The sequence below is a fragment of the Lactobacillus sp. PV034 genome (genome assembly GCF_014522305.1).
GTDB lineage: Bacteria > Bacillota > Bacilli > Lactobacillales > Lactobacillaceae > Lactobacillus.
Genome location: NZ_CP041982.1, coordinates 937,394 through 962,009, shown reverse-complemented (window position 1 = coordinate 962,009; position 24,616 = coordinate 937,394). Strand labels below are relative to the sequence as shown.

21 protein-coding genes, 1 tRNA gene, 3 rRNA genes and 1 pseudogene are annotated in these 24,616 nt (G+C 37.1%); 22 read left to right on the top strand and 4 right to left on the bottom strand.

Annotated features, from left to right (window positions below; genetic code table 11):
• Window position 1 precedes the first annotated feature (1 nt).
• From FP432_RS04955 to FP432_RS04860, 20 genes are all read left to right on the top strand, one after another.
• A complete protein-coding gene (locus FP432_RS04955; protein WP_265488214.1) occupies window positions 2-556 on the top strand; it encodes a GNAT family N-acetyltransferase in 555 nt (184 codons plus the stop codon).
• Between the two features lie 207 nt (window positions 557-763).
• The gene (serS, locus tag FP432_RS04950) at window positions 764-2,074 is read left to right on the top strand and encodes a serine--tRNA ligase (protein ID WP_265488213.1); all 1,311 of its coding nucleotides are present in this window, start codon (window positions 764-766) and stop codon (window positions 2,072-2,074) included.
• 171 nt (window positions 2,075-2,245) lie between these two features.
• Complete coding sequence (locus FP432_RS04945) at window positions 2,246-3,454, top strand: ammonium transporter (RefSeq protein ID WP_265488212.1); 1,209 nt, start codon at window positions 2,246-2,248, stop codon at window positions 3,452-3,454.
• Window positions 3,455-3,474: 20 nt separating this feature from the next.
• Window positions 3,475-3,993 (top strand): AmiS/UreI family transporter, encoded by a 519-nt coding sequence (locus tag FP432_RS04940; protein WP_265488211.1) that lies wholly within the window; start codon window positions 3,475-3,477, stop codon window positions 3,991-3,993.
• Window positions 3,994-4,018: 25 nt separating this feature from the next.
• Complete coding sequence (locus FP432_RS04935; RefSeq protein ID WP_265488210.1) at window positions 4,019-4,321, top strand: urease subunit gamma; 303 nt, start codon at window positions 4,019-4,021, stop codon at window positions 4,319-4,321.
• Between the two features lie 20 nt (window positions 4,322-4,341).
• Complete coding sequence (gene ureB / locus FP432_RS04930) at window positions 4,342-4,746, top strand: urease subunit beta (RefSeq protein WP_265488209.1); 405 nt, start codon at window positions 4,342-4,344, stop codon at window positions 4,744-4,746.
• A 37-nt stretch (window positions 4,747-4,783) separates the two neighbouring features.
• The gene (gene ureC / locus FP432_RS04925; RefSeq protein ID WP_265488208.1) at window positions 4,784-6,505 is read left to right on the top strand and encodes an urease subunit alpha; all 1,722 of its coding nucleotides are present in this window, start codon (window positions 4,784-4,786) and stop codon (window positions 6,503-6,505) included.
• 19 nt (window positions 6,506-6,524) lie between these two features.
• The gene (locus FP432_RS04920) at window positions 6,525-6,980 is read left to right on the top strand and encodes an urease accessory protein UreE (protein WP_265488207.1); all 456 of its coding nucleotides are present in this window, start codon (window positions 6,525-6,527) and stop codon (window positions 6,978-6,980) included.
• Window positions 6,970-7,683 carry an urease accessory protein UreF gene (locus tag FP432_RS04915; RefSeq protein WP_265488206.1) on the top strand — a complete coding sequence of 238 codons (714 nt, stop codon included), beginning with the start codon at window positions 6,970-6,972 and terminating at the stop codon, window positions 7,681-7,683. The genes FP432_RS04920 and FP432_RS04915 overlap by 11 nt, the downstream gene beginning before the upstream one ends.
• Before the next feature lie 15 nt (window positions 7,684-7,698).
• Window positions 7,699-8,313 (top strand): urease accessory protein UreG, encoded by a 615-nt coding sequence (gene ureG, locus FP432_RS04910; RefSeq protein ID WP_265488205.1) that lies wholly within the window; start codon window positions 7,699-7,701, stop codon window positions 8,311-8,313.
• Between the two features lies 1 nt (window position 8,314).
• A complete protein-coding gene (locus FP432_RS04905; RefSeq protein WP_265488204.1) occupies window positions 8,315-9,163 on the top strand; it encodes an urease accessory protein UreD in 849 nt (282 codons plus the stop codon).
• A complete protein-coding gene (locus FP432_RS04900) occupies window positions 9,163-9,948 on the top strand; it encodes a CrcB family protein (RefSeq protein ID WP_265488203.1) in 786 nt (261 codons plus the stop codon). Before FP432_RS04905 ends, FP432_RS04900 begins: the two co-directional genes overlap by 1 nt.
• A 23-nt stretch (window positions 9,949-9,971) precedes the next feature.
• Window positions 9,972-10,649 (top strand): MgtC/SapB family protein, encoded by a 678-nt coding sequence (locus tag FP432_RS04895; protein WP_265488202.1) that lies wholly within the window; start codon window positions 9,972-9,974, stop codon window positions 10,647-10,649.
• Between the two features lie 17 nt (window positions 10,650-10,666).
• Complete coding sequence (gene cbiM, locus FP432_RS04890) at window positions 10,667-11,677, top strand: cobalt transporter CbiM (protein WP_265488201.1); 1,011 nt, start codon at window positions 10,667-10,669, stop codon at window positions 11,675-11,677.
• Complete coding sequence (locus tag FP432_RS04885; protein WP_265488200.1) at window positions 11,661-12,470, top strand: energy-coupling factor transporter transmembrane component T; 810 nt, start codon at window positions 11,661-11,663, stop codon at window positions 12,468-12,470. The genes cbiM and FP432_RS04885 overlap by 17 nt, the downstream gene beginning before the upstream one ends.
• Window positions 12,470-13,201, top strand: coding sequence for an energy-coupling factor ABC transporter ATP-binding protein (locus FP432_RS04880; protein ID WP_265488199.1), 732 nt, complete (start codon window positions 12,470-12,472; stop codon window positions 13,199-13,201). Before FP432_RS04885 ends, FP432_RS04880 begins: the two co-directional genes overlap by 1 nt.
• A gap of 572 nt (window positions 13,202-13,773) precedes the next feature.
• Window positions 13,774-15,346 (top strand): 16S ribosomal RNA (locus FP432_RS04875).
• Between the two features lie 222 nt (window positions 15,347-15,568).
• Window positions 15,569-18,475 (top strand): 23S ribosomal RNA (locus tag FP432_RS04870).
• A gap of 67 nt (window positions 18,476-18,542) precedes the next feature.
• Window positions 18,543-18,659: ribosomal RNA gene (gene rrf / locus FP432_RS04865) — 5S ribosomal RNA — on the top strand.
• The 16S, 23S and 5S rRNA genes sit together here with 1 tRNA gene alongside, the layout of an rRNA operon.
• Window positions 18,660-18,672: 13 nt before the next feature.
• A tRNA-Asn gene (locus FP432_RS04860) sits at window positions 18,673-18,745 on the top strand.
• A gap of 84 nt (window positions 18,746-18,829) precedes the next feature.
• On the opposite strand, the gene FP432_RS04855 is transcribed toward FP432_RS04860, so the two are convergent.
• Window positions 18,830-20,221: an amino acid permease gene (locus tag FP432_RS04855; protein ID WP_265488197.1), complete on the bottom strand. Its 1,392-nt coding sequence runs from the start codon at window positions 20,219-20,221 to the stop codon at window positions 18,830-18,832.
• 282 nt (window positions 20,222-20,503) lie between these two features.
• Here FP432_RS04855 and FP432_RS04850 point away from each other — a divergent pair.
• Window positions 20,504-21,883, top strand: a pseudogene (locus FP432_RS04850) (aldehyde dehydrogenase family protein); the annotation flags it as partial.
• A gap of 91 nt (window positions 21,884-21,974) precedes the next feature.
• Here FP432_RS04850 and FP432_RS04845 read toward each other — a convergent pair.
• The 3 genes from FP432_RS04845 to FP432_RS04835 form a co-directional block, all read right to left on the bottom strand.
• The gene (locus tag FP432_RS04845; protein WP_265488196.1) at window positions 21,975-22,376 is read right to left on the bottom strand and encodes a hypothetical protein; all 402 of its coding nucleotides are present in this window, start codon (window positions 22,374-22,376) and stop codon (window positions 21,975-21,977) included.
• Window positions 22,377-22,531: 155 nt separating this feature from the next.
• Window positions 22,532-22,933, bottom strand: coding sequence for a hypothetical protein (locus tag FP432_RS04840; RefSeq protein WP_265488195.1), 402 nt, complete (start codon window positions 22,931-22,933; stop codon window positions 22,532-22,534).
• A 111-nt stretch (window positions 22,934-23,044) separates the two neighbouring features.
• Window positions 23,045-23,446, bottom strand: a complete 402-nt coding sequence (locus FP432_RS04835; RefSeq protein ID WP_265488194.1) for a hypothetical protein — start codon at window positions 23,444-23,446, stop codon at window positions 23,045-23,047.
• Between the two features lie 191 nt (window positions 23,447-23,637).
• Between FP432_RS04835 and FP432_RS04830 the strand changes: the two genes are divergently transcribed.
• The gene (locus FP432_RS04830; protein WP_265489608.1) at window positions 23,638-24,603 is read left to right on the top strand and encodes a Gfo/Idh/MocA family protein; all 966 of its coding nucleotides are present in this window, start codon (window positions 23,638-23,640) and stop codon (window positions 24,601-24,603) included.
• Window positions 24,604-24,616 lie beyond the last annotated feature (13 nt).

Sequence of the window (24,616 nt, the reverse complement as noted above, 5' to 3'; positions counted from 1 at the left end):
GTTGCTAGAAAGTAAAAGAATATTACTTAGAAAAATTAAATTGGAAGATGCCCAGACACTCTTAAAATGGGGACAAGATGACCTTTATCATCAAACTGCTGGTTTTGAAAGATTTACTGATCTAGGGCAAGCACAAAAAGCGGCAGACCAATATCAAAAACGCTTATATAGTTTTGCTATCATTGAGAAAAAGTCTCAAAAAATGATCGGCTTAGTTGAATTATATGAGCGAGGATTAGACGAACAAGCCGGCTTATTAGTGACAAAAGATTTGGGCTTTATGCTAGATAAAGATTATTGGCACCAAGGTTTAATGACTGAGGCTTTAACCATAATAATTAATTATGCTTTTAATGATTTAAAGCAGCAGCAAATTTGGGCCGGCACCTTTTCAAATAATGAAGCATCACAACATATTTTAGAAAAACTCGGTTTTAAATATATTTATACTGCAGACTTTAAGCAAGTTTCAGAAACAATTGGCTTTGAAGAAAAATATTTTTTATTAACACCGGATGATTGGTATGATAAAATGCAATTAAACACGAAATCCTAAGACAGCTTCAGAGAGCTTGCGGTTGGTGAGAGCAAGTGAATGTCGTTTCCAGATTTCAATAGTGGGTAGGTAATGCTACACGGCTGGCACCGTTATCGCTTTTAGAGTGTGGTTGTATACCAAATTTGGGTGGTACCGCGAAGTCGTGTTAAGTCGATTCGTCCCATAGAGGGATGAATCGACTTTTTTGTATTTTAGGAGGTAAATATGTTAGATATTAAAGTTATTCGTGAAAAGCTTGACTGGGCAAAAGATAAATTAGCTACTCGTGGAGTTAAGCCAGAAGAATTAGATGAATTGGTAGAAATTGATAAAAAGAGACGTGAAACTCTAAACAAGAGTGAGACCTTAAAGCAAAAGCGTAATGAAGTTTCTGACCAAATTGCTCAAGCTAAGCGTAATAAAGAAGATGCTAGTGATGCAATTAAACAAATGCGTGAAGTAGGTAAGGAAATCAAGGAACTTGATAAAGAAGTTGATGAATTGACTGAAAAGCAAAATTATATCTTGCTACGTTTACCAAACTTCCCTGCAGATGGCGTCCCAGTAGGACCAGATGAAAGTTATAATCAAGAAGTGCGCAAGTGGAATGAACCTACAAAATTTGATTTTACGCCAAAGCCACACTGGGAAATTGGTACTGATTTAAATATTTTGGACTGGGATACTGCTGCTAAAGTATCAGGTGCACGTTTTGCTTACTACATTGGTGCAGGTGCAATGTTAGAACGTGCTGTCTTTAACTTCTTCTTAAATGAAAATATGAAGGCGGGTTATACTGAAGTTATTCCTCCATATTTGGTTAACAGAGATTCAATGCAAGGAACTGGACAATTCCCTAAATTCACTGAAGATGTTTACACAATTGTAGATAATGATGATCCAGATAAGCCACGTGAATTAACCTTAATTCCTACTGCTGAAGTACCACTAGTTAACTACTTCCGTGGAGAAATTTTGAATGGTGATAAATTACCAGTTAATGTAACTGCTTTATCACCAGCATTTAGAAGTGAAGCCGGCTCTGCTGGTCGTGATACTCGTGGTTTGATTAGAATGCACGAATTCAGAAAAGTAGAAATGGTTAAAGTAGTAAAGCCTGAAAATTCTTGGGATGAATTAGATAAATTAACTAAGAATGCAGGAGATTTACTAGAAAAACTTGGTTTACCATATCATGTAGTTGCACTTTCTACTGGGGATGCTAGTTTCACTAGTGCAGAAACTTTTGACTTGGAAGTTTGGATGCCAGCACAAGATAAGTATCGTGAAATTTCGAGTTGTTCTAACTGTACTGATTTCCAAGCACGTCGTGCTCAAATTCGTTACCGTGATGAAGATGGTAAGCTTCATTTAGCACATACCTTAAATGGTTCAGGTTTAGCAGTTGGTAGAACAGTTGCTGCAATTTTGGAAAACTACCAAAATGAAGATGGTAGTGTAACAGTACCGGATGTCTTAGTACCATATATGAATGGTATGAAGACTATTACTAAACAAGCAAAATTAGGTAAATAAAATTAATTTTAAAAGGAGCTAGAAAATGCTTTATAAAGCATTTTCTAGCTCCTTTTTTATTAGTACTCTATCTTCAGTATTTTAGTTTTGTAAGTGCTTTTACTTGAATTTAGAATTAGTTGGGCTCTCCTTGAAACTAGGTTTATTAATTAATGAGTAATGGAGGTAATTATGAATTTTAGCGCCGGCGATACAACATTCATGATGTTGTGTACCGCTTTAGTTTGTCTAATGACACCTGGATTAGCATTCTTTTATGGTGGATTAGCACGTAAACGAAGCGTTTTATATATTATGATGCAATCCTTTATCTCAATGGGGATCATTACCTTATTGTGGATTTATGGAGGATTTGGTTTAGCTTTTGGAAAAGATATGGGAGGGGTAATTGGTAGATTCACTGATTACTTTGGATTAAGTCATGTTGGCTTAGTTCCAAACGCAGTTCACGCTGCCTCCATTCCATTTGTATTATTCTGTTTATTCCAATTAATGTTCTGTGTTATTACAGTGCCATTAATTAGTGGAGCTTTTGCTGAAAGATTAAACATGAAGGGATACATTTGGCTATCAATTATCTGGACTCTCTTAGTTTATATTCCAGTGTGTCACTGGGTATGGGGTGGCGGCTTCCTTCAAAAGATTGGTTTTGTTGACTTTGCTGGAGGAACAGTTATTCATACCACAGCCGGCTTTGCTGCCTTGGCAAGTATCATCTTCCTTGGCAAACGTCAATTAAAGCAAAAAGGAATGAAGCCAAGTAATTTAATGGCTGCAGCTATTGGTACCGGATTGCTTTGGTTTGGCTGGTTCGGATTTAATTCCGGTGGTGCTTTAAAAGCTGGTAAATTAGCTGCCACTGCATTTACCAACACTATTGTTGGTTTAGCAAGCGGAATGATCGTTTGGTTATTATATGCGAAATTTGTACGAGGCAAAGTTGATTTTGTTGATGTCTTGACTGGATCAGTTGCTGGATTAGCAACAATTACTCCATGTGCAGGATATATTTCTCCAAGTCTTGCAATTATTGTCGGAATCGTCGCAGGAATTATTTGTAATCTTGCCGTTTCTTTCCAAGAACGTATTGGCTGGGATGATGCACTTGGCGTATGGGGTGTTCACGGTATTGGTGGTTTCACTGGAACCATTTTAATCGGCATTTTAGCTTCTAGTTCAATTAATGGCGTAAGTGCTGGCTGGCACCAATTCTTCATTCAAGTTGGTGGAGTTGTATTGGTAGCTGTTTATGCATTTGTTGTAACCTTAATCATTTTGAAAGTATTAAGTATTTTCACAAACATTCGTCCATCTGACGAAGTAATTCAAGAAGGCTTGGATAAAGTCTTATTGAATGAAGATACCTATGATATTAAATAAGTATAAGAAAGAAGATTAAAATGCTAGGTACAATTTTACTTTATGTCGGAATGGTATTGATCAGCAATGGTTTATATTCTGTTCAAGACATGAAAGATAAATCCATTGTGGTAATGAACTTCTTTACCGGTGGATTAAGTTTGATTTTGAATATTGTGGCTCTTTCCTGGGGAATTATTCATAACGCCCCACAGAGCTGGTTCTATGCGAGTGCAACTGGATTACTATTTGCCTTTACCTATCTTTATGTAGCACTTAATTCAATTTTTAATTTGGATAATCGCCTATATGGATGGTACAGCTTATTTGTAGCTATCAACTCAATTCCTGCTGGGATTTTATGTTTCCAAGGTTTTGGTGGGAATTGGATTTATGGCATTATCTGGTGGGCATGGGGAATTTTGTGGTTAACAGGATTCCTTACCAATAACTTAAAACTTAACCTTGGAAAATTCCCAGGTTGGCTTGGAATTATTGAAGGTATATGTACTGCATGGATACCTGGCTTTATGATGCTTTTAAATGTATGGCCAAAGTAAGTAAAAGTAAAGAAAGGAACTTATTATGAAACTTACAGAGCGTGAAAGAGAAAAGATGCTAATTGCATTTGCAGGAATGATAGCAGAAGACAGAAAAAAACGAGGAATTAAATTAAACCAACCTGAAAGTGTTGCTTTAATTAGTAGACATATTTTAGAAGGTGCTCGTGAAGGTAAGACAGTATCAACCTTAATGAACGAGGGAGCTCAAATTTTAACTCGTGCAGATGTTATGGAAGGTGTTCCAGAAATGATTCCAATGATCCAAGTCGAAGCTACCTTCCCAGATGGAACAAAGTTAGTTACTGTTACTGACCCTATTCGTTAATTTAGTTAAAGGAGATAATTATGATTCCAGGAGAATATATTTTATCAAAAGAGCCAGTTCCATATAATGTGGGACGTAAAGCTATTTCAATTAAGGTTAAGAATATTGGTGACCGCCCTGTACAAATCGGTTCACACTTCCACTTTTATGAAGCTAATGAAGAAGGTTTACAATTTGACCGTGAAAAAGCTTACGGCAAACACTTAGATATTGCTGCAGGTACTGCTGTACGTTTTGAAGCAGGCGAAGAAAAGACTGTAAACTTAATCGATTACGGTGGTAAGCGTCGTGTATTTGGCTTTAACGACCGTGTTGATGGCTTCTTAGATATTGATAAGAAGGCTGAAGGTGCAGAAGTTACAGTTGATACTGGAGAAGACCGCGTATACTTCAACATGGACAAAAAACCTGAAGGACATGAATAAGATTTAACCTATTAGGATAAAAAGAAAGAGGAAAAATATGAGTTTTAATATGGATCACAAACAATTTGCGCAAATGTTTGGACCAACTAAGGGCGATAGTATCCGTTTAGGTGATACTAACTTATTTGCGGAAGTTGAAAAAGACTTAACTGTACATGGTGATGAAAGTAAATTTGGTGGTGGTAAAGTTCTTCGTGATGGTATGGGTGTAAACGCCACTGAAAAGCGTTCAGATAACCCATTAGTTGCAGATACTATCATCTCTGATGCAATTATCATTGACTACACCGGTATTTACAAGGCTGATATTGGTATTCGTGACGGAAAGATCCTTGCTATTGGTAAGGGTGGTAACCCAGATATCATGGATGATGTTGACTTTGTTGTCGGTGCAAGTACTGAAGCCATTTCTGGTGAAGGTATGATTGTTACTGCTGGTGGTATTGACCTTCACGTTCACTACCTATCACCATTCTTAACTCACGCTGCTCTTGATAACGGTATTACTACTTTATTTGGTGGTGGTACTGGTCCTGCTGATGGTTCACGTTCAGCAACTACTTCTCCAGGTAAATTCTATGTTCACCGTATGCTTGAAGCTTTTGATCACACTCCTTTAAACATTGGGGTATTAGCAAAAGGTTCCGGAGATAGTCCAGAGTTAATTGGTGAACAAATTGAAGCAGGTGCCGCAGGTATCAAGACTCATGAAGACTGGGGTGCAACTGCTGCAGGTATTAATAACTCACTTAAAGCTGCCGACAAGTACGACGTTCAATTTGCTGTCCACACCGACTCACTTAATGAAGGTGGATTCGTTGAAAATACTATTGATGCCTTTGAAGGTAGGACTGTCCACACATTCCACACTGAAGGTGCCGGTGGTGGTCACGCTCCTGACATCATGGTTGTTGCTGGTCAAAACAATGTTTTACCATCTTCAACTGACCCAACTAACCCATACACTTCTAACGTTATGAGTGAATTGTTCTGGATGACTATGGTTTGTCACAACTTGGATCCAAAGGTTCCAGAAGATGTTGCTTTTGCTGAATCACGTATCCGTAAGCAAACTATTGCTGCCGAAGATATTTTACAAGATGTTGGTGCATTAAGTGTTATGACTTCTGATGCTATGGCAATGGGTCGTGTTGGTGAAGTTGTGATGCGTTCATGGCAATTAGCTGACAAGATGAAGGCTCAACGTGGACCATTAGAAGGCGATTCAGAACACTCAGATAATAACCGTATTAAGAGATACATTGCTAAATACACTATTAACCCAGCAATTATGAACGGTATGTCTGATTACATTGGTTCTATTGAAGTAGGTAAGTTCGCTGACTTAGTAATTTGGGATCCAAAATTCTTTGGTACTAAACCAACAATGGTTCTTAAGGGTGGAATGATTTCTTACGGTGAAATGGGTGATGCTTCATCTAGTTTACCAACTCCTGAACCTGTATTGATGCGTGACTTATACGCAGCACATGGTAAAGCTGCTTACCATACAAATATTACTTTTGTTTCTCAATACGCTTATGACCATGGTATTAAAGAAGAACTTGGCTTGGATAAGATTGTTTTACCAGTTCACAACACTCGTAATTTAACTAAACGTGATATGAAACTTAATAACTATCTTCCAAAGACTATTAAGATTGATCCACAAACATTTAACGTATATGTAGATGATAAGTTAATTACTTGTGAACCTGTACCAAGAGTTTCATTAGCACAACGCTATTACCTCTTCTAAAGTAGAAAGATACTAAAAAATGATTTTAACTGAAATATATCGAAATGTAGATGATATTCCTAAAATTGATTCATATCACATTGAAACTGCAGTAGTTAAAAGTGATGATTTATTAAAATCAATTTTAAGAGTAAAGTCTGACCATGGAAATGAATATGGTATTAGATTAGAGAATAAAAATGATGTCTTAGAAAATGGAAGTGCATTTTTGCTAGGTGATAAACACCTTTTAGTCTTAAGTGTACTTGCAGATGAAGCAATTGTAATTAGACCTAAAGATATCGACCAAATGGGTGTAATTGCTCACTTGCTAGGTAATTTACACAAGCCCGTTGAAGTTAAGAATGGGGAAATTACGTTGCTCTTAGATAAAGTAGTCGTAAATACTCTGGAGAAAGAAAACATTGACTACTCTATTGAAAAGATTAAGTTTGATAAACCTCTAAAATATGTGGATTTAAGCAATGGACAATAAAAAAATAGATAAAATCGTTGATCATTTAGAGGTAATGCAAATATGTGACTCGACCTTCCCAATTGGTACGTTTAATCACTCTTTTGGAATGGAAAACTATTTGCGGAATCAAAAAATAAATGGTGCAGCTGAGTTTGAAGTTTGGTTAAAAAATTATTATTTATCACAGTTTAAGTATGGAGAGGGTTTATTAACCCTCTTAACTTATCATGCGTTAAAAAATGACGATTATGAAGAAATCTTGAAGATGGATAATATCATAACCAGATCTACTGCAGCTAGAGAAACAAGAAATGCGGCTAAACTTATTGCCAATCAAATGATAATTTTAATTGAAAAACTTTATGGTGATAAGATTCCATTTTTGAAGAAATATCAAGATGATATTAAAGATGGGAAAGCTTTTGGTAATCCAGCAATTGCATTTACAATGCTTGCACATTATAAGCATATTTCCATTACTGAAAGTTACTTTATGTATGGTTATAGTGTTGCGTCAACATTAGTACAAAATGCCGTAAGAGCAGTACCTTTAGGTCAACGTGAAGGACAACTTGTTTTAAATAAAATTATTAAATTACTAGGAAAATTGTTCAAAGAAGAAAAGAACTTAGATGTTTCATATTTGGGTGCTAATAGTCCAGGTTTGGAAATGGCACAAATTAATCATGAAGCACAACCAACGAGGTTATTTATGTCCTAGTTAGAAAGGCTAACAATGAAAAGAGCTTTAAGAATTGGTGTTGGTGGACCTGTAGGTTCAGGTAAGACACAATTAGTTGAAAGATTAACTCGTCATTTAAATGACAAATATAATATGGCAGTTATTACAAATGATATTTACACAAAATGGGATGCTGAATATATGGCAGATAATTCTGTTTTGGATAAAGACCGTATCATTGGCGTCGAAACTGGTGGTTGTCCTCATACCGCCATTAGAGAAGATGCTTCAATGAATATGGCAGCTATTGATGAACTAGAAAAGCGCTTTGACAATGATTTAGATATTATTTTTGTCGAAAGTGGTGGTGATAACTTAGCTGCTACTTTTAGTCCAGAATTAGTTGACTTTTCAATTTATATTATTGACTGTGCTGAAGGGGAAAAGATTCCAAGTAAAGCAGGTCAAGGTATGATTAAGTCTGATTTGTTCATTATTAATAAGATTGACCTTGCTAAATATGTAGGGGCAGATCTTGAAAAAATGAAGAAAAATTCTGAAATCTTCCGTGGTGATGGTAAGTTTGTCTTTACCAATTTGAAGACTGATGAAGGTCTAGATAAAGTTATTGATTGGATACAGAAAGACTGCTTATTAGAGGATTTATAAAGTGAATGAAGAATTTGATGGAGAAGTAAAACTTAGTTTTATTTCTCGAGACGGTAAAACAGTGGCTAAGGACACCTACCATACTGGTAATTCCAGATTGTCCGGCAATATTCCTACTACTGGTGATATTCCTTATTACTTTTTGATTACCACTGGGGGAGGTTATGTTGAAGGAGAAAAGTATCTTCAAAATATTTCCTTAGATGATAATACACATGCCATTCTTACCACACAAGCTCCTAATTATGTCTATAAGTGTGAAAATAATATTCTCACTACTCAAGATGATATTATAAATGTTGGTAAAAATAGTACTTTGGAATTTTATGCAGATGAAACGATTCCATACCGCTATGCATATTATAGACAGACTAATAAGGTTAATCTTAAGAAGGGTGCTAGATTAATTTTAACGGATGGATTGACTTCAGGCTGGTCACCAGACGAAAAACCATTTCAATATCGCGAAGTAGGTATTAAAACTGAAGTATCAATAGAAGATAAATTAATTTATAATGATTTTCTATTAGTCAATCCAGAAATTGAAAAAATGAGAGAACTAGGCTTTTTCGAAGATAAAAACACATTTAATTCAGTGCTTATTATTGATGAAAATAGTAGTGAAGAATTGATAGATGAATTGCGTAAGTATATGGATTCAATCGATACCGATGCTATTTATGGTATTTCTCTTTTAGAAAGTAATGGATTAATTTTCAGATTAATGGGAGATAGTGCTCATGAAAATCGCAGAGTCATGTGGAAATTTATCAATTACTATCGCGAAAATATCTGGAAAGAAGCTCCAATCAATTTGAGAAAGAATGACCATTTGGAGGTACATAATTAATGGAAATACTAATTAATTCTCTTGCAGTAGGTGTTGGTGCCTTTTTTGGTGGCTCATTAAGAAGTCTATTATCAAGTGTATTAAACCAAAAAGATGTTCATTTTCGTTGGGGTACATTAATGGCTAATTTAATTGGTTCTTGCTTTTTAGGAATCATTATTGGTGCTGCTCAACGTCATGAGGTATCCAATATTACACAATTAATTGCTGCTATTGGTTTTTCAGGTGGATTAACTACGTTTTCTACTTTTACAAGTGAATCTTTTAAAATGTTTAAAGATGCAGCTAAATGGCGCGCTTGGCTTTACTGGTGTGGTACAGCAGTTGCATGTATAATAATGTTTTTTGTTGGACTATGGATTAAGTCATTTATATTAAGGAAGAGATTTATGAAAAACGGAGTTAAGTTAATTATTATTGGTTTAGGATGTTCACTTGGTGCCTTAGTTCGATATTATTGTATTGATACAATTGGTAAAGCTTTCCAAGATCCTACAGCTATTATTACTGTAAATATTTTAGGTTGTTTTATTATGGGTATTTTTACTGCATTGGGACTAAAAAAGAAGATCGGTACTAATGTTTTACCCTTTCTAACTACAGGTTTTTGTGGTGGATTAACTACCTTTTCTGAATTTGCTGAAAGTACTTATTTAATTGGATTTACGACACATCCTGTCCTAGTAATCATATATATTTTAGCAACTATGATTATTGGATTAGCTGCTTTGTATTTTGGTATGTATGTGATTTATGGCAAGAATATTAAAGAAGTCTATAAGTAACGGATACAATTTGGAGGATACATTTGAATCAAGAATTAGATTGGAGTTTGCGGCTATTATTAGCCGCTTTTTGTGGTGGTTTAATCGGTTTTGAACGTATCAGATCTCAAAAAGAGGTTGGGACAAGAACTCATGCCTTAATTGCACTTGGTGCAGCACTGGTAATGTTGATTTCTAAGTACGGATTCTTTGATCTTTTACGTATCACTCATTTAAACTGGGAAGTTGACCCATCCAGAATTGCAGCCCAAGTAGTAAGTGGTATTGGTTTTTTAGGTGCTGGTGTGATTATTAATAAACATAATCGTGTTAGTGGCTTATCAACTGCTGCAGGTATTTGGGTTACCGGTGCTATAGGCTTGGCTTATGGTAGTGGTTTATATGTTATGGGTGTGGTAGGAACGATTTTTGTCCTAGTAACTCAAGTTTTAGGAGAAAAGACCGATACACTCTCTATTAGAAGAGATAATAAGATTTCATTATTTATTAAAGCTGATATGAATGAAAAAGATATCGAAGCTTTAGTTAATAGTGTAGGAAAAGATTTTTTTAGAAATAAACCTAGATACTCATTAAATGGCTATCATGATGGAATTTTATCCTTTTATATTAGAGGAGATTTAGATAAAGGAATATCTCCAGCATCTTTGTTTACACATCTAACTTCAAAAAAGGAAATTTCTGTGGTCGAAAAAGTTTAGAAAGTGAGAAATTTATTATGCACATGCCAGATAATTATTTAAGTCCGGCAACTTGTGGAACAATGTTTGCATTAGCCGCTCCGGTGGTAGGACTTTCAATTAAGAAAGTTAAAGTGCAATTAAATGAAAAAAAGGAACTTGCACCAATGTTGGGAATTACATCATCACTGTCTTTTTTAATGATGATGTTTAATGTCCCAGTTCCTGGGGGAACAACTGCTCACGCTGTAGGTGGGACGTTATTGGCAATATTGGTAGGACCGGCGGCCGCGTGTCTATCGGTCACAGTAGCACTAATTTTGCAGGCATTTCTGTTTGGTGATGGAGGTATTTTGGCTTTAGGAGCCAATATCTTTAATATGGCCTGCGTAATGCCATTTAGTGGCTATTTTATTTATAACTTCTTGAGAAAACATGGTCATCCATCTTTGGGGGCAATAAGTGGATCATATATTGGGATTAATCTAGCTGCATTGTTTGCTGGAATAGAGTTGGGAATTCAGCCTCTTATTGCACATACAGCTAATAATCAGCCCTTGTATAATCCTTATCCATTATCAGTGACTGTTCCAGCGATGATGGTTGCGCACTTGGCAGTGGCCGGATGGATCGAAGCCTTTTTTACGTATGTAGTCTATAGGTTTGTTAAACAGGTGGCACCACAAGAACTATATGGTAGTTCCAGTGTAGAAGTAAGTAATACTAAAAAGACAAATAAATTGAAGAAATATTTCTACTATTTTATTATAGTATTACTCATCTTAACTCCCCTTGGTTTATTGGCTGACGGAACTGCGTTTGGTGAATGGTCAAATAGCGAATTATTAGAGAATTTGAAGCAACAGCACTTAGCAAATACCCTACCAAAAGGAATGACGCACGGTTTAAACTATGCCTCACCTTTTAGCGACTATACAATTCCAGGAACCCCCGTATCACTAGGGTATATTCTAAGTGGAGTTTCTGCAATTATTATATTTATCATCATCGGTAAGGTTTTGACGACATTCTATGGACGTAAAAAATAAGCAAAATATTCCAAAATGGTTAAAAAATGACAGTAATAATCCGGTTCCAGCTGGTAAAAAGAATTATGTTTTGGCTAACATAAAAAATGTTATAAAAATTTTGAACTATTTCACTAAAGTTGAATCTCCTGTGAAGATAGGGAGTTCACCATGGGTACGATTAGTCCTATTAATTGCGTATACATACCTTATTCTTACGCAAACCAATTTTATAGTTCTGTGGATTATACTTATAACATTTGGCATTCAACTAGTAATGTTTCCTGGTGATATCATCTTATCTATTATAAAGAAACTAGTGAAACTGATTATTATTTCATTATTTTTACTGGTTCCAAGCATCTTGTTCCATAATCAGAATATTGAGCTATTCTTGATAAGAATTGGTTTAGTATTAATAAATTTATCAATATTTTTAGTATGTACTTCATGGCAAGAATTTGTGGTTGCTTTAGATCAGTTACACTTTCCGCAAACATTAATTCTGATTATTGATATAACGATTAAGTATGTTTATACTTTGGGGAATTACTTAATAGAAATACTCTATAGTGTAAGATTAAGAACATTTGGACAAAATGTAAGCTCCAAATTATTAGGAACTATCATTGGACAGCTCTATTTGTTCGCTCGACATAGAACAACCGAGCAGTATCAGGCTATGGTTTTACGTGGGTATCATTCATTTAAGAAAAAGAGGACAGCTCTAACATTTAATAAAATTGATGCCATACAAAGCGGAGTATTTATTTTTATAATTATTATCAGTATAGTATTTAGAGGTAAGAAATAATGATAGAAATTAAAAATGGAAGTTATTATTATACTTCTAATCATGAAAATGGCATCACTGATATAAATCTAAGAATAGATAAAGGTGAAGCAGTAGGTTTAATGGGACCTAATGGTTCAGGGAAGTCAACTCTTTTAAAGATTTTGGTGGGAATCTATGCTTTAGAAGAGGGGAGTTATCGTTTTAATGATTTAAAGATTGATAAGGACTTTTTAAAAAATCAACAAGAGATTGGAAAGCTTTATCAACAAATTGGTTTAGTCTTTCAAAATAGTGAAATTCAGCTTTTTAATACAAGTGTATACGAAGAAATTGCCTTTGGACCACGAAATTTAGGACTGAATGAAGAAGAAGTTAAAAAGAGAACTGAAGATTGTCTAGACCTATTAAAAATAAATAAGTTAAGAGATCGGATTCCATATCATTTATCAGGAGGAGAACAGAAACTAGTTGCTATTGCTAGTGTGTTATCAATGAACCCAAATGTAATCATATTTGATGAACCTTTTAATGGATTATCACCAAAATATAGTAAACTGGTTACAAGTGTTATTCGTCAATTAAATGAGGCGGGGAAAACAATTATCATCTCAAGTCATAATTTCTTGCAAATTAAAGACTCAATAAACAAGTTAGTTATTTTATCAGAAGACCATACAATCTCAAATAAGGTTGATATTGATGAACTAGATAGTTTACCTAATATTAAGAAGGAAATTGAAAAATTATAAAGTAGACAGGGAGTGGAAACTCTCTGTTTTTTATTGTAAAAAAGCGGTATGATAAGGCTTAGGAAGAAAAACTAGCACTCTAAGCAAAAAAATGCTAAAAAGTGTTGACATTTATTCTAAAAGCATGTAAAGTATTAAATGCTTCAACGAGAGGTAAGCAAAAAAATAAAAATATTTCAAAAAAGTGCTTGCCAAATGTTAAAAATGATGCTATATTTAATAAGCTTCATTTTTGAGAAGCAATAAAATTGTGATTAAAAGAATTAATTAAAAAAAGTTCTTGACAAATATATTACAATTTTGTTACAATTATAAAGCACTGATTCGACTGCAAGTTTTATTACTTCTTTCGAAAAAATAATTTAAAAAAGTTCTTGCTTTTATAAATTATGTGTGCTATAATTAATAAGCTGACTTAGTCAGCTGGTAGTACCTTGAAAACTGAACAAAGTTTCGCTGAAAAGTGTGCGGGGTTTTTAACCCCAATCAATAAGCGAAGTCAATTCGCAAGCAATAAATTTGTGATAACAAATTAAAAAATATCATGAGCTATTTCAAGCTCATTTCTTATGGGAAATGAGAGTTTGATCCTGGCTCAGGACGAACGCTGGCGGCGTGCCTAATACATGCAAGTCGAGCGAGCTTGCCTGGATGATTTTGGTGCTTGCACCAAATGAAACCAGATACAAGCGAGCGGCGAACGGGTGAGTAACACGTGGGTAACCTGCCCAAGAGACTGGGATAACACCTGGAAACAGATGCTAATACCGGATAACAACTTTAGACGCATGTCTAGAGTTTGAAAGATGGGTTTTCTATCACTCTTGGATGGACCTGCGGTGCATTAGCTAGTTGGTAAGGTAACGGCTTACCAAGGCAATGATGCATAGCCGAGTTGAGAGACTGATCGGCCACATTGGGACTGAGACACGGCCCAAACTCCTACGGGAGGCAGCAGTAGGGAATCTTCCACAATGGACGAAAGTCTGATGGAGCAACGCCGCGTGAGTGAAGAAGGGTTTCGGCTCGTAAAGCTCTGTTGTTGGTGAAGAATGATAGAGGTAGTAACTGGCCTTTATTTGACGGTAATCAACCAGAAAGTCACGGCTAACTACGTGCCAGCAGCCGCGGTAATACGTAGGTGGCAAGCGTTGTCCGGATTTATTGGGCGTAAAGCGAGCGCAGGCGGTTTAATAAGTCTGATGTGAAAGCCTTCGGCTCAACCGAAGAATTGCATCAGAAACTGTTAAACTTGAGTGCAGAAGAGGAGAGTGGAACTCCATGTGTAGCGGTGGAATGCGTAGATATATGGAAGAACACCAGTGGCGAAGGCGGCTCTCTGGTCTGCAACTGACGCTGAGGCTCGAAAGCATGGGTAGCGAACAGGATTAGATACCCTGGTAGTCCATGCCGTAAACGATGAGTGCTAAGTGTTGGGAGGTTTCCGCCTCTCAGTGCTGCAGCTAACGCATTAAGCACTCCGCCTGGGGAGTACGACCGCAAGGTTGAAACTCAAAGGAATTGACGGGGGCCCGCACAAGCGGTGGAGCATGTGGTTTAATTCGAAGCAACGCGAAGAACCTTACCAGGTCTTGACATCCAGTGCAATCCTAAGAGATTAGGAGTTCCCTTCGGGGACGCTGAGACAGGTGGTGCATGGCTGTCGTCAGCTCGTGTCGTGAGATGTTGGGTTAAGTCCCGCAACGAGCGCAACCCTTGTCATTAGTTGCCATCATTAAGTTGGGCACTCTAATGAGACTGCCGGTGACAAACCGGAGGAAGGTGGGGATGACGTCAAGTCATCATGCCCCTTATGACCTGGGCTACACACGTGCTACAATGGATAGAACAACGAGAAGCAAACCCGTGAGGGCAAGCGGATCTCTGAAAACTATTCTCAGTTCGGACTGCAGTCTGCAACTCGACTGCACGAAGCTGGAATCGCTAGTAATCGCGGATCAGCACGCCGCGGTGAATACGTTCCCGGGCCTTGTACACACCGCCCGTCACACCATGAGAGTCTGTAACACCCAAAGCCGGTGAGATAACCTTTATAGGAGTCAGCCGTCTAAGGTAGGACAGATGATTAGGGTGAAGTCGTAACAAGGTAGCCGTAGGAGAACCTGCGGCTGGATCACCTCCTTTCTAAGGAAGGCGAAGATGATGGAGAGTGTGAGAGCACTAATAGAAGTCATCGAAAAGCCAAACGGAAGCACACTTGAGAAACTTTGTTTAGTTTTGAGGGTAATACCTCAAAGAGTTAGTACATTGAAAACTGAATATAATCTAGCAAAAAACCGAGACAATCGTAAAACAGATTGCAAGAGCGACCGAGAGAGAGAAAACTCAAAAAGAAGACTTGAAATAGGTCAAGTAGAAAAGGGCGCATGGTGAATGCCTAGGCACTAGAAGCCGATGAAGGACGTGACTAACCACGAAAGGCTTCGGGGAGCGGTAAGTACGCAGAGATCCGGAGATATCCGAATGGGGGAACCCAATACGTGAAGACGTATTATCAATTACTGTTAAGGTAATTGAAGGAAGACGCAGTGAACTGAAACATCTAAGTAGCTGCAGGAAGAGAAAGAAAAATCGATTTCCCAAGTAGCGGCGAGCGAAACGGAAAGAGCCTAAACCAGCTGGCTTGCCAGTTGGGGTTGTAGGACTACGACACGGTACTCGAAGAGATAGCAGAATTATTTGGAAAAATAAGCCAGAGAAGGTGAGAGCCCTGTAGGCGAAATTTCAGAGAGACCCAGTAGGATCCTGAGTAGGTCGGAACACGAGAAATTCCGATTGAATCCGCGAGGACCATCTCGCAAGGCTAAATACTAACTAGTGACCGATAGTGAACCAGTACCGTGAGGGAAAGGTGAAAAGAACCCCGGAAGGGGAGTGAAAGAGAACCTGAAACCATGTGCCTACAAATAGTCAAAGCACATTAAAGTGTGATGGCGTGCCTTTTGTAGAATGAACCGGCGAGTTACGTTATGGTGCAAGGTTAAGTCAGAAAAGACGGAGCCGGAGCGAAAGCGAGTCTGAAGAGGGCGAGAGAGTATCATGACGTAGACCCGAAACCAAGTGACCTACCCATGACCAGGTTGAAGGCGTGGTAAAACATGCTGGAGGACCGAACCCACGTAAGTTAAAAATTGCGGGGATGAGTTGTGGGTAGCGGTGAAATTCCAAACGAACTTGGAGATAGCTGGTTCTCTCCGAAATAGCTTTAGGGCTAGCCTCGTGTGAATGATAGTGGAGGTAGAGCGCTGTTTGGACTAGGGGCCCGTCATGGGTTACTGAATCCAGATAAACTTCGAATACCATATATCAATGCACGGGAGTCAGACTGCGAGTGATAAGATCCGTAGTCGAAAGGGAAACAGCCCAGATCACCAGTTAAGGTCCCCAAATCTATGCTAAGTGGAAAAGGATGTGGAGTTGCGTAGACAACTAGGATGTTGGCTTAGAAGCAGCCACCATTTAAAGAGTGCGTAATAGCTCACTAGTCGAGTGACGCTGCGCCGAAAATGTACCGGGGCTAAGCATAGTACCGAAACTGTGGATGCATATTTATATATGTGTGGTAGGAGAGCGTTCTAAGTGCGGCGAAGTTTGATCGAGAGGACAAATGGAGCGCTTAGAAGTGAGAATGCCGGTATGAGTAGCGAAAGATAGGTGAGAATCCTATCCGCCGAAAGACTAAGGTTTCCTGGGGCAGGCTCGTCCGCCCAGGGTAAGTCGGGACCTAAGGTAAGGCCGAGAGGCGTAGCCGATGGATAACAGGTAGAAATTCCTGTACTGAAACTAATCGATATGAGCGATGGAGGGACGCAGTAGGCTAGTGACGCATGGTGCTGGAAATCCATGTGTAAGCATTAAGTATTGAAGTGAGTCAAATGCTTGCTTCTAAAAGTACAAGATGTGATGCGGAGCGAAATAAAAGTAGCGAAGGTCATGATGTCACACTGCCGAGAAAAGCTTCTAGCCAGAGTAGTTTTACCCGTACCGCAAACCGACACAGGTAGTCGAGGAGAGTATCCTCAGGTGAGCGAGAGAACTCTCGTTAAGGAACTCGGCAAAATGACCCCGTAACTTCGGGAGAAGGGGTGCTGATAGTAAAATATCAGTCGCAGTGAAGAGGCCCAAACAACTGTTTATCAAAAACACAGGTATCTGCAAAATCGTAAGATGACGTATAGGTGCTGACACCTGCCCGGTGCTGGAAGGTTAAGAGGAGAGCTTAGCGAAAGCGAAGGTTTGAATTGAAGCCCCAGTAAACGGCGGCCGTAACTATAACGGTCCTAAGGTAGCGAAATTCCTTGTCGGGTAAGTTCCGACCTGCACGAAAGGTGTAATGATTTGGGCACTGTCTCAACGAGAGACTCGGTGAAATTATAATACCCGTGAAGATGCGGGTTACCCGCGACAGGACGGAAAGACCCCATGGAGCTTTACTGTAGCTTGATATTGAGTATTTGTTAAACATGTACAGGATAGGTAGGAGCCAGAGAAGATAGGACGCTAGTTTTATCGGAGGCAATGTTGGGATACTACCCTTGTTTGATGGATCCTCTAACTCACAGAGCTGAGCGTTCTGGAGGACAGTGTCAGGTGGGCAGTTTGACTGGGGCGGTCGCCTCCTAAAATGTAACGGAGGCGCCCAAAGGTTCCCTCAGAATGGTTGGAAATCATTCGCAGAGTGTAAAGGTATAAGGGAGCTTGACTGTGAGAGTTACAACTCGAACAGGGACGAAAGTCGGGCTTAGTGATCTGGTGGTACTGAATGGAAAGGCCATCACTCAACGGACAAAAGCTACCCTGGGGATAACAGGCTTATCTCCCCCAAGAGTTCACATCGACGGGGAGGTTTGGCACCTCGATGTCGGCTCGTCGCATCCTGGGGCTGAAGTCGGTCCCAAGGGTTGGGCTGTTCGCCCATTAAAGCGGCACGCGAGCTGGGTTCAGAACGTCGTGAGACAGTTCGGTCCCTATCCGTCGTGGGCGTAGGAAATTTGAGAGGAGCTGTCCTTAGTACGAGAGGACCGGGATGGACATACCGCTGGTGTACCAGTTGTCGAGCCTTCGGCACCGCTGGGTAGCTATGTATGGAAGGGATAAGCGCTGAAAGCATCTAAGTGCGAAGCCCCCCTCAAGATGAGATTTCCGATGCGAAAGCAGTAAGACACCTTAAAGACGATGAGGTAGATAGGCTAGGAGTGGAAGTACAGTGATGTATGGAGCGGACTAGTACTAATCAGTCGAGCACTTGACCAAGCAAGAAGAGCTCAGCGGTTTTTTGCGAGAGATTATATTTAGTTTTGAGTGTAAAAGCTCAAAAGAGTACGGTGGCGAAAGCGAGAAGGATACACCTGTTCCCATGCCGAACACAGAAGTTAAGCTTCTCCACGCCGAAAGTAGTTGGTGGGAAACTGCCTGCGAGGATAGGAAGTTGCCGTGCTCTTTTTTAATATTCCGGCTTAGCTCAGTTGGTAGAGCACCTGACTGTTAATCAGGCTGTCGTCAGTTCGAGTCTGACAGCCGGAGTAAGTGGTGAGAGTAAAAGAGGAAGAACATTTTGTTCTTCCTCTTTTTTTATTTTATTAACTAAAAATTAAAAGAGTCAGTTTATTACTGACTCTTTTCTTTTTCTTCCCTAACAAGATTAATAATTAAACATAAAAGAATAAATACTGCTAGTGCACTGATCATCGATATTCTGTAAGTAGGTAACCATAAAAGTAGAATTATCATTCCAATAAAGAACAATAGATCTATTATATCGAGATATGGAAAAAGTGGCATTCGATATGATGGAAGTAATGTGTTGGGTGTTTTCTTTCTATAGGTAATATGAGTAATTATCATGATTGACCAGATAATTAAAAACATACTTGTAGCTACCGAGGAAATAAACTCAAATGCATTATCACCTAAAAATAGGTTTAAAATTGGTGCAAGGCCCATAATAAGAGTCGAAACAATCAATCCATTAGCTGGTAATTGGCGATTATTTAATTTACCTAAAAACTTAGATAATTTATTTTTACCATCATAATTGATAGAGAATAACAATCGGCCAGCACTATAAATAAAACTATTCGTTGCGGAAACAGCTGCACTAATAACTACGAAGTTAATAATTGCACTTGCGTCTTTAATACCCGTCCCTTCTAAGGCTTGAACAAAAGGAGAGCTTGTAGTAGAAACTTTGTCCCAAGGAATTGCTAATAAAATCGCAATAATTGCAAAAATATAGAATAAAATAATTCTGACAGGTAGCTGATTAATTGCCTTAGGAATGGTTGCTTTAGGATTTTGAGCTTCTGATGCGGTTAAACCTACTAGTTCTACACCAATAAAACTAAAGATAACCATCTGAAAGCCACGCAAAAAGCCTTTTCCTCCACGAGCAAAGAAACCACCATCAGTTATTAGGTTGGACCAACCAATTGTGCCATATTGCCCTTTATTGCCTGTTAACATCAAATACAGAATTAAGATAACGAAGGCAATTATGGTAACTATTTTGATGATCGCAAAACTAAATTCTAAATTTCCGAATACTTTAGCTGAAACTAAATTTATTACTAATAGTATTACTAAAGTAATGGTTCCTGGGATCCAAGTCGGTAATTTAGGCCACCAAAATTGAAAATATATTCCTAAGGCTGTAACTTCCGCCATTGCTAAAGTTAACCAGCTAAACCAATAAAGATAGCCTGATACGGTACCAACGCTTTTTCCTAAATATTCAGTTATGAAATCGATGTAAGTATTTTTATGCAGATCAGAAAGAATTAATTCTCCTAAAGCTCGCATTAAAATAAATAGAAATAATCCTACTAGTCCATAGATTAAAATTACTGATGGACCAGCTAGATGAATACTATTTCCCACTCCTAAAAATAATCCCGTTCCAATTGTTCCACCAAGGGCAATCAATTGAATATGAGTATTTGAGAGTGACCTTTTCATCGTCTGTTTTTCTTGTTCAGCGGAAGAAGACTTTTTATGTGCCATAAAAAACTCCTTTCTGGACTTATTAAAATTCTACCATAATATTTTAATGATCCATAATTAAATATGGTGCATTAAGCGAATTTACAAAAATTAAATATAATTAGTTATTTGTGAAAAATAAAGCAATATATCCGATATATACTCTTTTTCATAGCTAAATCTACTATATTTACAATAATAAGTTTGAGAAAATTTGAGCAATCATATTTACAAAATAGGGAATTAAGCTGTATACTGATATTGATCAGCTAATCACAAGCATTATAATTTAGGAGGCACAAAATGGTGCAAACAAAAGAAGATAATGTTGAAAAAGTTATTGATAATTATGTAGCCAAAGCTCATATTGCTCTTGATAAAATGGCAAGTTTTAGTCAGGAAAAGGTTGATAAAATTTGTGAAGCAATGGTCAAGGCTGCTTTAGATAATAAAGAACTTCTAGCAAAAATGGCTGTTGAAGAAACTGGTAGAGGTAAAGTAGAAGATAAAGTTATTAAGAATACTTTTGCAAGTGAAACCATTTGGGAAGATATTAAAGATAAGAAAACTGTTGGTATTGTTAGTGAAGATAAGAAAAATGGCTTAGTAGAAATTGCCGAACCAAAGGGTGTGATTGCTGGAGTAACTCCCGTAACTAATCCAACTTCCACAGTTATTTTTAAATCACTTATTGCTATGAAGACTCGTAATGCGATTATTTTTGGTTTTCACCCACAAGCTCAAAAATCTTGTGTTAAAACAGCTGAGATATTACGTGATGCTGCTATCAAAGCTGGTGCACCAGAGAATTGTATTCAATGGATTGAAGAGCCAAGTTTAGAAGCTACAACTGCCTTGATTAATAACCCTGGTATTCAAACTATTTTAGCAACTGGTGGTCCAGGCATGGTTAAAGCCGCATATTCTTCTGGTAAACCAGCTTTGGGAGTAGGCCCTGGAAATGGACCAGCTTATATTGAAAAAAGCGCAGATATCGAAAAAGCGGTCTATGACATCATGTTATCGAAGACTTTCGATAATGGAATGATCTGTGCATCTGAAAACTCTGTAGTAGTAGATAAAGATATCTATGATAAGGTAAAGGATGAATTTAAGTCTTGGAATTGTTATTTCTTAAATAAAGAAGAAATAAAGCAATTTGAAAAAACATTTATTGATCCTAAACGTGGGACTGTTGCCGGTCCTATCGCAGGTAAGAGCGCAGTAGAAATTGCTAAATATTGTGGTATTGATGTACCTGCTAATACTAAAGTGTTAGTGGCTGAATATGATGGCGTCGGAAGAGATTATCCATTGTCAGCAGAGAAATTATCACCAGTATTTACCTTATATAAGGCAAAAGATCGTGAAGATGCCTTTAAGATCTGTACAGACCTCTTAAATTATGGCGGTCGTGGCCATACGGCAGGAATTCACTCAGAGGATAATGATGTAATTAAAGCTTTTGCATTAGCTATGTCTGCTTGTCGTATCTTGGTAAATACTCCATCCGCATTAGGTGGTATTGGAGGAGTATTTAATGGTATGACTCCATCACTTACTTTAGGTACAGGTTCGTACGGGGCTAACTCAATGTCTCATAATATTTCAATAGATGATTTAATGAATATTAAGACGGTTGCTTTCAGAATGAAAGAATTTCCTGAATTATCAATCACTAAAAATTAATTTTAGGAGCATTACATTTTTATAACTAAAAAAGATTATCCACTTTACCATGGATAATCTTTTTGTTTGCACATTTTTGGTTAATTTAAAGTTTATCGACTTTCTTTAAAATCTTTTTAGCCTTATCTAAACTGTGGTGTTCAGCTCTATAGCGTTTAATATCAGAGCCACTGATATCTGATAAATGACTAAGGTCTTCATCTAATTGCTTAAATTCGGCTTTAAGATCGTTGATTACTTTTTCTTCAGCTTCTGTATAGAGAGCTTCTTTAGATTCATCTTTAGCATCTAATTCAATGCTATCTTTAGAAACTTTTTTAGCATGTCTTAAAATAGACTTGATGTCCTTGATAGTTTCATGTTGTGCAGTGCGGTGGCGCTTGTCAGGTTCACTATCTTCAATCTTAGTTAAGTGGCTTTCAGCATCAGCAATTTTTTTAGCAATTCTATCTAATGCTTTTAATTGTCTTTTAGTATAATCAGGCATAATAATTACCTCCGAAACAAACTTAATATAATCACTTAAGACACTTATAATATAGAACTCAAAAAGAGTGATTACAAAAAATATGTATTATAAATTTTGGCAAAATAAAAACTCATCTTTAATAGATGAGTTTTTATAGGTTTAAATAATTAATCTTAGAATTTCTTAGCTTTCTTCAAGATTTCCTTAGCTTTATCTAAGGTGTGGTGTTCAGCTCTGTAACGCTTGATGTCTGAACCATCTTCATCTGGTAAGTGGCTAAGGTCATCATCTAATTCCTTAAATTCAGCTTTAAGGTCCTTAACAACTTTTTCTTCAGCTTCAGTGTAAACAGGGTTTTCAACTTCGCCTTTTTCTTCAGCCTTTAATTCTTCTTCAGAAACTTTCTTAGCGTGCTTTAAGATTGACTTAATGTCCTTGATAGTTTCGTGTTGAGCAGTACGGTGACGCTTGTCAGGTTCACTATCTTCAATCTTAGTTAAGTGACTTTCTGCGTCAGCAATCTTCTTAGAAATTCTATCCAATGCTTTTAATTCTCTCTTAGTGTAGTCTGCCATAATAATTACCTCCAAAACAAACTTAATGTCTTATCTAAGACATCTTTAATATAGAACTCTTATTTAATAATTTCAAAAATAAAGTCTTATTTTTGAATTCTTAGCTAGTGATTAAAATCTATCAGCTTTCTTCAAAATTTCTTTAGCTCTTTCTAAAGTGTGGTTTTCAGCTCTGTAACGTTTAATATCTGAACCATCTTCTTCAGGTAACTTGCTAAGATCGTCTTCTAATTGCTTGAATTCTGACTTAAGGTCATTAACAACCTTTTCTTCAGCTTCAGTATAAACAGGATCTTCCATCTTGCCTTTTTCTTCAGCCTTTAATTCTTCTTCAGAAACTTTCTTAGCGTGCTTTAAGATTGACTTGATATCCTTAATGGTTTCGTGCTGAGCGGTACGGTGACGTTTGTCAGGTTCGCTTTCTTCAATCTTAGTTAAATGCTCTTCAGCATCAGCAATCTTCTTAGAAATTCTGTCTAAAGCCTTTAATTCTCTCTTTGTGTAATCTGCCATAATAATTACCTCCAAACAAACTTAATATAATCACTTAAGACATCTTTAATATAAAGCTTAATTTTTCGAATTACAAAAATAATGCACTCAAAATTATAAATTTTTTTATCGAACTGAGATGAAGCCCGAAATAACAACATTTGTTGTAAAATAAAATTTAAGAGAAAGAATTTAAAGGAAGGATTAATATGATTAATTTAGGAATTATAGGATCAGGGATGATTGTTCATGATTTTTTACAAATTGCTGATCAAATACCTAATTTAGAGTTAACAGCAATTGCTACTACTAAGAGAAGTGAAAAAGTTGGAAAAGAGTTACAAGCTAAATATGGAATAAGGAAAACTTTTGTAAATAACAATAATCTGTTTAATGATCGAGAAGTAAATACAGTTTATGTAGCGGTGCCAAATAACTTACATTATGAGGTTGCAAAAGAGGCGCTTGAACATGATAAGAATGTTATTTGTGAGAAACCTTTTGTTGCTACACCTGAACAAGCACTTGAATTAAAGAAAATTGCGGATGAGCATCATGTTTTCATAGTAGAGGCAATAACTAATATTTATTTAGCTAACTTTTTATATTTGAAACAACACTTAGATAAAATAGCACCTATTCATAATGTTGAATTGAACTATACTCAATATTCTAGTCGATACGATAATTTCCTAAAGGGGATTATTCAACCGGTCTTTGATCCGACTAAAGATGGTGGAGCGTTAATGGATTTAGGAATTTATAATATCCATGTGGCAGTAGGCTTATTTGGCAAACCTACTGGAGTTCATTATTTTCCAGTTATGCAAAAAGAAATTGATACCTCAGGTAATTTGATTTTAACTTATCCACAATTACAAGCTAGTTTATTAGCTTCAAAGGATTCATATGTAACTGATCAATGGAGTTATATTGAGGGCGAAAAAGGCAGTCTAAAAATTAAAGGGCCGATTAATGAATTAAACGAGATAGAAGTTGATCTCAAGGGGCAAAAACCTAAAGCTTTAAAACTTAATAAGTATAGTCATCGAATGGTAGCGGAATTCGTGGAATTTAGTCGTATGCTTGAAGAAAAAGATAAAAAAGCTGTTGATAAAGCATTTGAGCATTCTTTAGTTGCACTAGAAGTACTAACAGAGGCTAAACAGCAACGCTAAAAGGGAGGAAGAT

Excerpts from the sequence above, each read along its gene's own strand:
- serS (WP_265488213.1), top strand. The coding sequence starts at position 764 with ATGTTAGATATTAAAGTTATTCGTGAAAAGCTTGACTGGGCAAAAGAT.
- FP432_RS04945 (WP_265488212.1), top strand. The coding sequence starts at position 2,246 with ATGAATTTTAGCGCCGGCGATACAACATTCATGATGTTGTGTACCGCT.
- FP432_RS04940 (WP_265488211.1), top strand. The coding sequence starts at position 3,475 with ATGCTAGGTACAATTTTACTTTATGTCGGAATGGTATTGATCAGCAAT.
- FP432_RS04935 (WP_265488210.1), top strand. The coding sequence starts at position 4,019 with ATGAAACTTACAGAGCGTGAAAGAGAAAAGATGCTAATTGCATTTGCA.
- ureB (WP_265488209.1), top strand. The coding sequence starts at position 4,342 with ATGATTCCAGGAGAATATATTTTATCAAAAGAGCCAGTTCCATATAAT.
- ureC (WP_265488208.1), top strand. The coding sequence starts at position 4,784 with ATGAGTTTTAATATGGATCACAAACAATTTGCGCAAATGTTTGGACCA.
- FP432_RS04920 (WP_265488207.1), top strand. The coding sequence starts at position 6,525 with ATGATTTTAACTGAAATATATCGAAATGTAGATGATATTCCTAAAATT.
- FP432_RS04915 (WP_265488206.1), top strand. The coding sequence starts at position 6,970 with ATGGACAATAAAAAAATAGATAAAATCGTTGATCATTTAGAGGTAATG.
- ureG (WP_265488205.1), top strand. The coding sequence starts at position 7,699 with ATGAAAAGAGCTTTAAGAATTGGTGTTGGTGGACCTGTAGGTTCAGGT.
- FP432_RS04900 (WP_265488203.1), top strand. The coding sequence starts at position 9,163 with ATGGAAATACTAATTAATTCTCTTGCAGTAGGTGTTGGTGCCTTTTTT.
- cbiM (WP_265488201.1), top strand. The coding sequence starts at position 10,667 with ATGCACATGCCAGATAATTATTTAAGTCCGGCAACTTGTGGAACAATG.
- FP432_RS04885 (WP_265488200.1), top strand. The coding sequence starts at position 11,661 with ATGGACGTAAAAAATAAGCAAAATATTCCAAAATGGTTAAAAAATGAC.
- FP432_RS04880 (WP_265488199.1), top strand. The coding sequence starts at position 12,470 with ATGATAGAAATTAAAAATGGAAGTTATTATTATACTTCTAATCATGAA.
- FP432_RS04855 (WP_265488197.1), bottom strand. The coding sequence starts at position 20,221 with ATGGCACATAAAAAGTCTTCTTCCGCTGAACAAGAAAAACAGACGATG.
- FP432_RS04845 (WP_265488196.1), bottom strand. The coding sequence starts at position 22,376 with ATGCCTGATTATACTAAAAGACAATTAAAAGCATTAGATAGAATTGCT.
- FP432_RS04840 (WP_265488195.1), bottom strand. The coding sequence starts at position 22,933 with ATGGCAGACTACACTAAGAGAGAATTAAAAGCATTGGATAGAATTTCT.
- FP432_RS04835 (WP_265488194.1), bottom strand. The coding sequence starts at position 23,446 with ATGGCAGATTACACAAAGAGAGAATTAAAGGCTTTAGACAGAATTTCT.